Here is an 11,042-nt window from a genome sequence, read left to right as displayed (position 1 = left end):
GGGGGGCGCCCGCCGCCCCCCCCCCCCCCCCCCGGGCCGGGAACCCCGCCTCAGGCCGAGGCGGGCTTCCCGGCCGTGAACAGCCAGGTGTGGAAGAGAGCGGTCAGGTCCTTGCCGGACTCCCGCTCGGCGAGCCGGACGAACTGCGCCGTCGTGCCGTGCCCGCCGCGGTGGCCGGTGGCCCAGGAGCGCAGGATGCGGAAGAACGCGGGATCGCCGACGGTCGTGCGCAGCTCGTGCAGGACCATGGCGCCCCGGGCGTAGACCGGGGTCTCGAAGATGTGCTCGCCGCTGCCGGGGTCACCGGGCGGGAAGGCCCAGAGGTCCTTGCCCGCGGGGGTGGCGTACAGCTCGTCGAAGGCCTTCTGCGCGCTCCTGCCGCCGTGCTGCTCGGCGTACAGCCATTCGGCGTAGGTGGCGAAGCCCTCGTTGAGCCAGATGTCCTTCCACCGGGTCACGGTGACGGAGTCGCCGAACCACTGGTGGGCGCTCTCATGGACGAGGGTGTCCAGGTCGGGCGCGGAGTCGTACACGGGACGGGTCTGGGTCTCCAGGGCGTAGCCGACCTCCGGGGCCCGGTCGACGATGGCTCCGGCCGCCTTGAAGGGGTAGGGGCCGAAGAGCTTGCTCTCCCAGGCCAGGACGGACGGCAGCTTCTTGACCACCGGCGCGGCGGCGGCCGCCTCGCGGGGGTCGACGGCGTTGTAGATCTTCAGGCCGTCGCGGGTGGTGTACTGCTCGACCTTGAACGTGCCGACGGTCGCCGTGGCGAGGTAGGCCGCCATCGGCTCGGACTGGCGCCAGCGGAAGGTGGTCCTGCCGTTCGCGGTGCGCTGCCCGAGCAGGACGCCGTTGGCGACGGCGGTGCGCCCCTTCGGGACGGTCAGGGTGAAGTCGTACGACGCCTTGTCCCTGGGGTGGCTGTTGGCGGGGAACCAGGTCATCGCGCCCTGGGGTTCGCCGGCCACGAACGCCCCGTCGTCCGTGGGGATCCAGCCGTCGGTGGAGCCGTCGGGGTCGGTGACCGGCTTCGGGGTGCCGGAGTAGGTGACGGTGACGCGGAACTCCTGGCCCTTGCGCAGGGTGTCCCGGGGGGTGACGACGAGTTCCCGTCCGTCGCGCCGGAAGGCCGCCTTGGCGTGGTCGACGGCGACTCCGGTGACCTTCAGCCCGCTGAGGTCGAGGTCGAACCGGGTCAGCCGCTGGGTGGCCCTGGCGGTGATGACCGCCTTGCCGTCGAGGTGGCGGCCGTGCGGGTCGTAGCCGAGCGTCAGGTCGTAGTGGCGGACGTCGTAGCCGCCGTTGCCCGCGAGGGGGAAGTACGGGTCTCCCGCGCCGGCGGAGCCCACGGTCCCGGCCGCCGTGGCGGGGCCCGCCGCGGTGAGCAGCGCGGCGAGCGCGACGGGGACGGCCGCGACGACGGCCTCGCGGCGAAGGACGGTCGTGCGTCGTGCGGCCTCGTGCGGGCGTGCCTCGTGCGGGCGTGGTGTCACGTTCGCTCCTCGGTTCGTTGGTGATCACTCCCGCACAGCCTATGAGTCCCGTCCCTCCCAGGCCCCCACGATCAGGTCAAATCGCCGCCGCCCGCGGGGGCTTGGGGACCACTTGTGTTCACACCCAGGGCGGCGGACCGTCCGGGGCGAGCTGGTGGACGTCGAAGAGGACGGCGGACTCGACGCCCAGCGCCGCTCCGCCCATGCCGGCCGCCCAGGTGAGGAACGGCCGCGGTTCGAAGGCGCCCGCGCCCAGGCCCTTGGTGTACTCGGCGTGCGCCTCCAGCGAGGCGATGCCGCGTTCGAGGGGTTCGCCGGTGACGTCGACGCCGTGGGTGGGCCGTTCCGCTCCGGCGAAGCACACCATCCGGACGCCGCTCCAGGGTTCGAGGCCCTCGTCGGCGAGTTCGGGGAAGATCCAGCGGTTTCCCGCGTCGCGGGCCGCGTCGAGGGCGGCCAGGCCCACCGCCCGGTGGTCCGCCTGGTTGGTCATGCCGCCGACCATCCGTACCGTGAACGCGCCGGACACCACGATCTCGGGCCGGTGGCGGCGCATCGCGCGCACGATGTCCCGGCGCAGCCCGGTCCCGTACTCGACGACGCCGTCGCGGTGGTCGAGGAACTCGACGGTCTCGACGCCGACCTGCCGTGCGCCGGCCCGTTCCTCGGCCTCGCGCAGCGGCGCCGCCCGGTCCGGGTGCAGGCCGTCGATGCCGGCCTCTCCCCTGGTCGCCAGCAGATAGGTCACCTGTTTGCCCCGCGCGGTCCAGCGTGCGACGGCGCAGGCCGTGCCGTACTCGATGTCGTCCGGGTGGGCGGCCACGGCGAGACACCGCTCCCAGTCCTCGGGCAGCGCGGGCAGGTCCGTACCGCCCCCGAAGCCTGCTTTGTCCTGTGTGGGATCCATGTCCGGCATGATGGCGTGCGGCGGGCGGGGGCCGACAGAGGCGCGCTCTCCGGGTTCGCGCGCCGCGTCTCCACGCCCCTGCACACCCTCCGGGACGCCGGGGTACGGGCGCGGGGCCGGCCCTCCGGCCGAACGCCGGGATGCCGTGGTGCCGAACGCCGGGATGCCGTGGTGGAGTCTGTCCACACGTCCGAGGACCGAACCCGCCGCCTCGGTCCGTCGCCGGTCCCGCCGTCCGACGGGGCGTCAGGCGGCGCACACCGCAGAGGAGACGCCATGACCACCGACTCACCCGCCTGGAACCGTGCCCCCGTCAGGGTGGGGCTCGTCGGCGCGGGGCCCTGGGCGCGGGGAGTGCACGCCCGGGTGCTCGCCGCCGGGCCCGAGACGGCGCTGACGTCGGTGTGGGCCCGCCGGCCGGAGGCCGCCCGCGAGACGGCGGCCCCGTACGGCGCGGAGGTCGCCGCGACCTTCGGGGAACTGCTCGACGACTGCGAGGCGGTGGCCTTCTCGGTTCCGCCCTCCGTGCAGGCCGAGCTGGCCGTACGGGCCGCCGAGGCGGGCAAGGCCCTGCTCCTGGAGAAGCCGCTCGCGCTCGACCTGGCCTCGGCGAGGCGGCTCGTGGACGCGGTCGACGCCTCGGGCGTGGTCTCGCAGCTCGTCCTGACGAACCGTTACCACCCGGCGACCCGGCGGTTCCTCGCGACGGCGCGGACCCTGGACGTGTCGGGCGCGCGGTCCTGCGGTCTCAGCGGCGCCTTCCTGGGCGGTGACTTCGCGACCCCGTGGCGCCTCGAACACGGGGCGCTCCTGGACCTCGGACCGCATCTGCTCGATCTGCTGGACGCGGCTCTGGGGCCGGTCGTCCAGGTGCGCGGCGCCGGGGACCCGCGCCGCTGGATCGAGCTCACCTGCGAGCACGAGAGCGGCGCCGTGAGCCAGGCGTCCCTGTCGGGCTCGGTCGAGGTCGAGCACGGGATCACCCGTGTCGAACTGTTCGGCCGGCATCCCGCGCTGGTGTTCGACTCCGGGGCCCTCGACCACGAGGAGTCCTGGCCCGTGCTGCGCCGGGAGTTCGCCGAGGCCGTCCGCTCGGGCCGCCCGGCGGACCTCGACGCCCACCGCGGGCTGTACCTGCAGACCCTGATCGCCCAGGCACTGGACGGCTGAGGACCGCGCTCCCGGTCACCGCTCCCGGCCCGCGCCGCCGGTCACCGCCCCGCCCCTGCGCACCGGGCGGGCGAGCGCCACGCGCGCAGGCGGCCGGCCCCCGGCGAGGGGTGGCCGCCGGGACCGCCCGGCGCCGCGCCCGTGGGCCGGCGCGACACGGGGAGGCCGCGCCGCGCCGGGAGGCCGTGCCGTGCCGGGAGGCCGTGCCGTGCCGGGAGCGTGGGCACCGGCCGGAGCTCGGCCGGTGCGCGCGCAGAAGGAACCGGCCGCTCGCGGCGGCCGGCTCTTCGCGCCCCGGTCAGGTCCTGCCGGGTCCGCCGCTGCCGAAGGACCCGCTGGACCCTGGTTGCCAGCGCTTCCGGTGCTGGTCGTCGGCGTGTTTCGTGCCCGCGGAGTGCATGTTGTACGGCATCAGCCGTTCACTCTCGTCCGCGGCGTGCGGGACCTCGTCGGGCTCTCGCATCTCGCGCTCCTCGTGCACCGCCCCGGAGTCGGGCAGTCTGGGCTGCTCATCGGGAGCGGGCGGGCGCGATTCCAGGTTCCGCACCCGGATGCCCATCCGGACGGCCCAGACTAGGGCACCGGCGATGAAGAGGCCCCCGATGAAGGCGGCCCCCGCGTTCAGCGATGAGCTTGCTGTGATCAGGTCTTGGCTCGCGGTGTACATGGTGTTCGCGTACCCCCAATACCAGGGGAAATCTGCGTACTGGCCCGTCAGCGACGGCCATTCCATTGTATTCCGGATCAATCCGGGCGCTACGCCATGAACCCTGCACCGGTCATTCCGGCCGGTGCGCCACGGCCCCGAACATCGTCACGGACATGTGCAGACCGCCCTGGCGCGCGGCTTCCGTGAGGTCCTCGTACAGGCGGTCGCGCTGCGCCTCACCGATGAGCCCGCGGCCCACCGCCGAGTCGCCCAGCATGCGGATGAGCGGCCAGGCGACCGACTTGTGGTCCTGGAGAAGGGCCTGCGACCCACGGTCGTCGATGACCAGCCCGGCGGCCGTGAGCCGCCCGACCAGCTTGCGTCCGGAGTACGGGTCGGCGGCCGCGGACAGCGCGCCGGTGGTGAGCGCGGCAATCGTCTCGGGGTCCCCGGGGTGCAGGATCGTGGTCGCCCAGTCGGTGTCCAGCAGGGCGACCCGTCCGCCGGGGCGCAGCACGCGCGCTATCTCGAAGACGGCCTTCTCCGGCTCCGCGAGGTGCTGGAGCACCCGCTCGCACCACACGACGTCGACGGTGGCGTCGGGCAGCGGCAGCGCGAGGGCGTCGGCGTCGGCGAAACGCGCGGCGCTGCGCTCGTCGGTCCCCCGCTGTTCGGCCACGGCGCGCAGTCCGGGGTTGGGTTCGATGCCGAGCACCCTGCCGCGGGGACCCACGGCCGCCGCGAGACGGCGGGTCTGCGATCCGGTGCCCGAGCCGATGTCGAGCGCCCGCTCTCCGGGCCGTACGGCCAGTGCCGCGTGCGCCCACGAACGAAGGCGCTGCACACCGTCGTTGACGTCCTGGGCATCCAGGGCGCCCACCAGACGGGAGGTGCTGTCCGCGCTGATGTTCTGCGCATGGAAAGCCGACGTCGGCCGCGTGTCCACCATGGCGGTCACTCTAGAACCACCATGGTCGTTTTTTGTATTCAGATTGTGTAACGCCTCAACGCCGGTGTGACAAAAGCGAGCACAAGCACCGCCATGATCACCAGGAGGCCTCCGCCGGCGACCGCGGCGGGCGCTCCGAAGGCCGAACCGGCCGTGCCGTGAAGGACGTCGGCGACGCGCGGGCCGCCCACGACGACGACGGTGAAGACGCCCTGGAGCCGTCCGCGCATCTCGTCGGTGGCGGCGGACAGCAGGATCGCGCCGCGGAAGACCATGGAGACCATGTCGGCGACGCCGGCCACCGCCAGGAAGACCACGGCGAGCCACAGACTGGTGCTGAGGCCGGCCCCGGCGACGGCCGCGCCCCAGGCCGCGACGGAGGCGATGACCATCAGGCCGTGCCTGCGGGCGCGGGAGAAGGTGCCCGACATCAGTCCGCCCACGACCGCGCCGGCGGGGACCGCCGCGAACAGCAGGCCGAGCGCGAGTCCTTCGCCCCAGGAGGCGTACGTCTCGGCGGCGAGCTGCGGGAACAGGGCGCGCGGCATGCCGAGGACCATGGCGATGATGTCGGCGAGGAAGGACAGCAGGAGCACCTTGTGCAGGGCGATGTAGCGGAAACCGGCCACCACTTCGCGCAGGCCCGCGCGCCGGGAGGCCGTTCTCGTGAGGGGCGGCAGCGCGGGGAGCCGCAGGACGGCCCACACGGTGACGCACAGGGCGAGGGCGTCGATCAGATAGAGCTCGGGCAGCCCGACGAGGGGGATGAGCGCGCCGGCGAGCATCGGGCCGGCCACCGAACCGGTCTGCATGACCGTCGCGCCGAGCGCGTTGGCGGCGGGGAGTTCGTCCGCCGGGACGAGCCGGGCGATGGACGCGCTGCGGGCCGGGGAGTTGAGTCCGAAGAACGCCTGCTGGAGGGCGAGCAGGACCATCAGGACGGGCACCGAGTCCAGCCTGGTGACCGCCTGGACCCAGAAGAGCAGGGAGGTGACGGCTATGCCGGTGTTGGTGACGAGGAGCAGCTTGCGGCGGTCCGTGCTGTCGGCGATCGCGCCGCCCCACAGGGCGAAGAGCACGAGGGGCAGCAGGCCCGCGAGGCTCGCGTAACCGACCCAGGCCGAGGAGCCGGTGATGTCGTAGATCTGCTTGGGCACGGCGACGGCGGTGAGCTGGCTGCCCACGGCCGTGACGGCGGTCGACGACCACAGCCGGCGGTAGGCGGGGCGGCGCAGCGGCCGGGTGTCCATGGCCCACCGGCGCCATCCGGAGCGGTCCGGCCGCTCGCTCCCCGTGCTCCCGTCCGGCTCCGCGGCGCCGCTGTCCGTACTGCTCCGGCTCGTGTCCACGCCCATCCTGATTGCTCGATACATCTTTCTGTTCGGGATCACTATGGCCGAGCGTGGACGGCCCGTGTCCCCCGGGGGCACGAGGAGTGCGCGAGGCGGCCGTCCCGGCCCCGCGGCGCGGCGCGTACGGCGGCTCAGGCGCCGGCGATCAGTGCCGCGCCCATGGCGATCATCGTCGTGGCGACGAGCCCGTCCAGCACGCGCCAGGACGCGGGCCGGGCGAGGAGGCGGCCGAGGAGGCGCGCGCCGAAGCCGAGGGCCGCGAACCAGCACAGGCTGGCGAGCGCCGCGCCCAGCCCGAACGTCCAGCGCAGCGATCCGTGCCCGGCCGCCAGCGAGCCGAGCAGGAACACGGTGTCCAGGTACACGTGCGGGTTGAGCCACGTCAGGGCGAGGCAGGTGAGGACGGCGCGGCGCACGGAGCCCGGGGATCCGGCGGCCGCCCGGAGGGCCGAGGGCCTCAGGACCCGCCGGGCGGCGAGGACCCCGTAGACGACGAGGAAGCAGCCGCCGGTCAGCCCGACCGCGGTGAGCGCCGCGGGCCAGGCCACCACCACCGCTCCGACCCCGACGGTCCCCAGCGCGATGAGCAGCGCGTCGGACAGGGCGCAGACGGCCACCACGGCGAGGACCGCGTCCCTGCGGGCGCCCTGGCGCAGGACGAAGGCGTTCTGCGCGCCGATGGCGACGATGAGGGAGAGACCGGCGCCGAATCCGGCGGCCGCTGTGGTGAGGGCGTCTGTCATGCCTCGACGCTAGGAAGCGGACCGCCGGGAGTACAGCTAAAGATTCTTACGTATCGTTAGCGCTCGTGATGGCGGAACTCCCCCTCGACCAGGTGCGCACCCTGCTCGCGGTGGTCGACGGGGGCACCTTCGACGCGGCGGCCACGGCCCTGCACGTGACGCCCTCGGCGGTGAGCCAGCGGATCAAGTCGCTCGAACAGCGCACCGGCAGGGTCCTGCTGACGCGGTCGAAGCCGGTGCGGCCGACGGAGTCCGGCGAGATCGTGGTGCGTTTCGCGCGCCGGCTCGCCCTCCTGGAGCGGGACGCCCACGCCGAGCTGGGCATGGCCGGATCCGGTGGGCCCACCCGGCTGTCGATCGCGGTGAACGCCGACTCGCTGGCGACCTGGTTCCTGCCGGCGCTCGCCCGGGTGCCGGAGGCACTGCGGCTGTGCTTCGAACTGCGCCGCGAGGACCAGGACCACACCGCCGCGCTGCTGCGCGAGGGAACGGTGATGGCGGCGGTCACCTCGGCGCCCGAGCCGGTGGCCGGCTGTTCCGTCCGCGCCCTCGGGATCATGCGCTACCTGCCGGTCGCGAGCCCCGGCTGCGCCGGGCGGTGGCTCGGCACCACGACCGGCACGCCCCTGCGCGAGCTGATCGGCTCCGCCCCGGTCGTGGCCTTCGACCGCGACGACGACCTCCAGGACGACTTCGTCCGCGCCCTCACGGGCGGTCCCGGAGCGGGCGCCCTGCGCCATTTCGTCCCCACCTCGGAGGGGTTCGTCGACGCCGTGGTGGCCGGAATGGGCTGGGGCATGCTGCCCGAGGTCCAGGCCGGACCGCTGCTGCGCGCCGGGAGGCTGGTCGCCCTCACGGCGGGCCGGGGCATCGACGTCCCCCTGTTCTGGCAGCAGTGGAAGCTCGACTTCCCCGCGCTCGGCGCGGTGGCCGAGGCCGTGTCGGCCACCGCCGCCGAGGCACTGCGGCCCGGACCGGCGTCCTGAAACCGGCGTCCCGGACCGGCGGCTCGCCGACAGTTCCCGGACCGGACCCGGCCGGTGCGTCCGCGCCGGGCGCGTCCGGGCACGGCCGGGAAGAATGGTCTCGCCTCCTGGTGCCATGGAGGACGCCGAGGTGCGGTCAGCGGCCCGAGAGGCGCATTCTTGCTGTGTCACCCCCCTGGTGGCGGGCGGACGAGGGCAGATCGATGAGAGGGAGCGCCGAGCGTGAGGGCCGGGCACCGGACAGCCTGACCTCTCTGCTCAGTGACGCGGTGACGGACGCGATCCGGGCCGCCCGCGGCTTCGCGGGGGGCGTCTATCTGCGCTCCGGCACGCCCGGCCTGCTGCGTATGGCCGTGCTCGCGGGGCTGCCGGGACCGCTCTTCCGCCCCTGGTCGCGCATGCACGTGGACCGGCCGTTCCCGGTCGCGGACGCCCATCGGCTCGGCGTGGAGGTGCTGCTCGCCGATCCGACGGAGACGATGCGCCGCTATCCGCAGCTCGCGGCGGGGCTGCCGTTCCAGTTCGGGTCGCTCTACGTGCCGGTCGTGAGCGACTCGACCCCGTACGGCGTCCTGACGGTGCTGCGCCCGCCGGCCTCCGACGCCACCGAGGTCCTGCCGGACCGCGACCGGATGACGGCGGTGGCGGCGGAGCTCGGAGCGGGCCTGGCGAAGCTGGACGGGGAGGGTGCCTCGGTCCTGTGGGACGGCGAACCCGTCGGGACCCGGCCGCCGGTCGACGGCCCGTCCACCCGGTGCGTCGGGGGCTTCACCTGGGATCCGGAGGACGGCAGGCTGAACGCGGACGACGCGCTGTGGGCGCTGCTGGGGATCCCCCAGGAGGATTTCGCGGGGACCCCCGAGGCCTTCGCGGACGCGCTGGCCCACGACGAGCCCCGGCTGCTGCTGGCCGCCCTGCGCGAGACCGCCGCCGGCCGGCCGCCGCCCCATCCCCTGCCGGTACGCACCGGGAGCGGTGGACTGCGGCTCCTCGAACTGTGGACCGCGGGAGGGGCGGACGCCCCGCCGTACCGGGTCAGCGGCGCCCTCGTCGACCCGGGGCCGGGACCGGCGGCGGACGGGGCGGCCGACCAGCTCCCGGACGGCGTCTTCGCGATCGACCGGATCGGTCTGATCACGTACGCCAACCCGCGCGCCGCCGACCTGCTCGGCCGCCCGCGCGAAGAGCTGCTGGGACGGATGCTGTGGGACGTGGTGCCCTGGATGGACCAGCCCGCCTACGAGGACCACCTGCGCAGCGCCCTGCTCTCGCCGGACCCGGTGCACTTCAGGGCCCGCAGCCCGCTGGGAAAGGGCTCCGAGACGACTCCGGGACATCTGACGGGAACCTGGCTGAGCTTCTCCGTCTATCCCGGCCCGCGCGGGGTGACCTGCAAGATCACGCCCCTGGCGCGGGCCTCGGAGGCCACCGGGAACGCGCCGCTCGACGTGGAGGCGACGCAGGCCGTACGGGCCGGGGCCGAGGATCCCGGCACCGGTGCCCCGGGCACGGCACCGCAGTACCGGCCCATCGTCCTCGCGATCGCGCTGACCGAGGCGGTGACCGCGCGGCAGGTGTCCGAGGTGGTGATGCGCGAGCTGCTGCCCGCCTTCGGCAGCCGCCGCCTGGCCATCTACCTGCTCCAGGACCGACGGCTCTACCTGGCCTGGGAGACCGGTTTCCCGCAGGGGTTCCTCGCCCCGTTCGACGGGGTGGGCCTGGACGCCAAACTGCCCGGGGTCGAGGCGCTGACCAGCGGCCGGGCGCTGTTCTTCGAGTCGATGCAACAGCTCGCCGCGGCCTATCCGGGCATCTCCATGGACACGACCGTCGGAGCCCGCGCCTTCCTTCCGCTGATCGCCTCCGGACGCCCGGTCGGCTCGTGCATCCTCGGGTTCGACCGGCCCCGCGGGTTCAGCACCGAGGAGCGCACGGTCCTCACCGCGCTCGCCGGGCTGATCGCGCAGTCCCTGGAACGGGCGAGGCGCTACGACAACGAGGCGGCCCTCGCCCGCGGGCTCCAGGAGGCCCTGCTGCCGCACCGGCTCTCGGCGCACCCCCTCGTGCGGACTGCGGGCCGCTACCTGCCCGGCACCGTCGGCATGGACGTGGGCGGCGACTGGTACGACGTCGTCGAGGCCGGCGACGGGCTCGCCCTCGTCATCGGGGACGTCCAGGGCCACGGCGTCCAGGCCGCCGCCACCATGGGCCAGCTCCGCAGCGCGGTGAGGGCGTTCGCCCTCGGGGACCATTCGCCGGACGAGGTGATGAGCGGCACCAACCGGCTGCTCATCGACCTCGACCCGGGCCAGTTCGCGAGTTGCTGCTACGTCCGGGTCGACCCGGTCACCGGGGTCGCCCAGGCGGCGCGGGCCGGGCATCCGCAGCCGCTGCTGCGCCACCCCGGCGGCCACACCGAGGTCCTGGACCTGCCGGGCGGTGTGGTGCTCGGCGTGGACCCGGACGCCGACTACCCCGTGACGGACCTGGTGCTGGAGCCCGACGCCGTGCTGGCCCTGTACACCGACGGGCTGGTCGAGCGGCCCGGCACGGACATCGACGAGGGGATCGAGGCCCTCCGCTCGACGCTGGCCGACGCGGGCCCCCCGCAGCACCGCGGCGCGGGCGGTCCGTCCCTGTCCCGTGCCGCCGACCTGCTCACCGCCGAGGCCCGGCAGGCCGACGAGCGCCCCGACGACATCGCGCTGCTGCTCACCACCCGCCGGCCGCCCAGCGAGGGCGAACGCCCTTAGCCGAGGCCGTCCGGAGACCGCGGGGACGCGGCCCCGGCAG

At 74.3% G+C, this 11,042-nt stretch carries 9 protein-coding genes; 3 read left to right on the top strand and 6 right to left on the bottom strand.

What is annotated here, in order from left to right:
- Positions 1-50: 50 nt before the first annotated feature.
- Positions 51-1,493 (bottom strand): M1 family metallopeptidase, encoded by a 1,443-nt coding sequence (locus ACFW6B_RS37360; protein WP_386603610.1) that lies wholly within the window; start codon positions 1,491-1,493, stop codon positions 51-53.
- 118 nt (positions 1,494-1,611) lie between these two features.
- On the bottom strand, positions 1,612-2,400 hold the full coding sequence (locus ACFW6B_RS37355; protein WP_386603608.1) for a PIG-L deacetylase family protein: 789 nt from the start codon (positions 2,398-2,400) through the stop codon (positions 1,612-1,614).
- Positions 2,401-2,676: 276 nt separating this feature from the next.
- Between ACFW6B_RS37355 and ACFW6B_RS37350 the strand changes: the two genes are divergently transcribed.
- Complete coding sequence (locus ACFW6B_RS37350) at positions 2,677-3,570, top strand: Gfo/Idh/MocA family protein (RefSeq protein WP_386603606.1); 894 nt, start codon at positions 2,677-2,679, stop codon at positions 3,568-3,570.
- Positions 3,571-3,868: 298 nt separating this feature from the next.
- On the opposite strand, the gene ACFW6B_RS37345 is transcribed toward ACFW6B_RS37350, so the two are convergent.
- The 4 genes from ACFW6B_RS37345 to ACFW6B_RS37330 all read right to left on the bottom strand — a co-directional run bounded on the left by ACFW6B_RS37345 (position 3,869) and on the right by ACFW6B_RS37330 (position 7,263).
- Positions 3,869-4,237, bottom strand: coding sequence for a DUF6479 family protein (locus ACFW6B_RS37345; RefSeq protein ID WP_386603604.1), 369 nt, complete (start codon positions 4,235-4,237; stop codon positions 3,869-3,871).
- A 112-nt stretch (positions 4,238-4,349) separates the two neighbouring features.
- Positions 4,350-5,168: a methyltransferase domain-containing protein gene (locus ACFW6B_RS37340; protein WP_386603602.1), complete on the bottom strand. Its 819-nt coding sequence runs from the start codon at positions 5,166-5,168 to the stop codon at positions 4,350-4,352.
- A 38-nt stretch (positions 5,169-5,206) separates the two neighbouring features.
- The gene (locus tag ACFW6B_RS37335; RefSeq protein ID WP_386603600.1) at positions 5,207-6,541 is read right to left on the bottom strand and encodes an MFS transporter; all 1,335 of its coding nucleotides are present in this window, start codon (positions 6,539-6,541) and stop codon (positions 5,207-5,209) included.
- A 110-nt stretch (positions 6,542-6,651) separates the two neighbouring features.
- Positions 6,652-7,263, bottom strand: coding sequence for a LysE/ArgO family amino acid transporter (locus tag ACFW6B_RS37330; protein ID WP_386603596.1), 612 nt, complete (start codon positions 7,261-7,263; stop codon positions 6,652-6,654).
- A 65-nt stretch (positions 7,264-7,328) separates the two neighbouring features.
- Here ACFW6B_RS37330 and ACFW6B_RS37325 point away from each other — a divergent pair, with 65 nt between their 5' ends.
- Entirely contained in the window at positions 7,329-8,249 is a 921-nt protein-coding gene (locus ACFW6B_RS37325) for a LysR family transcriptional regulator ArgP (RefSeq protein WP_386603594.1), read from the top strand.
- Positions 8,250-8,452: 203 nt separating this feature from the next.
- Positions 8,453-11,002: a SpoIIE family protein phosphatase gene (locus ACFW6B_RS37320; protein ID WP_386603592.1), complete on the top strand. Its 2,550-nt coding sequence runs from the start codon at positions 8,453-8,455 to the stop codon at positions 11,000-11,002.
- Positions 11,003-11,042 lie beyond the last annotated feature (40 nt).

Origin of the sequence: Streptomyces sp. NPDC058751 (genome assembly GCF_042746485.1) — a bacterium.
Lineage (GTDB): Bacteria > Actinomycetota > Actinomycetes > Streptomycetales > Streptomycetaceae > Streptomyces.
The sequence above is the reverse complement of the archived record's forward strand: the minus strand, read 5'-3'. Positions and strand labels throughout refer to the sequence as shown.

Coding starts and splice junctions, on each gene's coding strand:
- ACFW6B_RS37355 (WP_386603608.1), bottom strand. CDS start 2,400: ATGGATCCCACACAGGACAAAGCAGGCTTCGGGGGCGGTACGGACCTG.
- ACFW6B_RS37350 (WP_386603606.1), top strand. CDS start 2,677: ATGACCACCGACTCACCCGCCTGGAACCGTGCCCCCGTCAGGGTGGGG.
- ACFW6B_RS37345 (WP_386603604.1), bottom strand. CDS start 4,237: ATGTACACCGCGAGCCAAGACCTGATCACAGCAAGCTCATCGCTGAAC.
- ACFW6B_RS37340 (WP_386603602.1), bottom strand. CDS start 5,168: ATGGTGGACACGCGGCCGACGTCGGCTTTCCATGCGCAGAACATCAGC.
- ACFW6B_RS37335 (WP_386603600.1), bottom strand. CDS start 6,541: ATGTATCGAGCAATCAGGATGGGCGTGGACACGAGCCGGAGCAGTACG.
- ACFW6B_RS37330 (WP_386603596.1), bottom strand. CDS start 7,263: ATGACAGACGCCCTCACCACAGCGGCCGCCGGATTCGGCGCCGGTCTC.
- ACFW6B_RS37320 (WP_386603592.1), top strand. CDS start 8,453: ATGAGAGGGAGCGCCGAGCGTGAGGGCCGGGCACCGGACAGCCTGACC.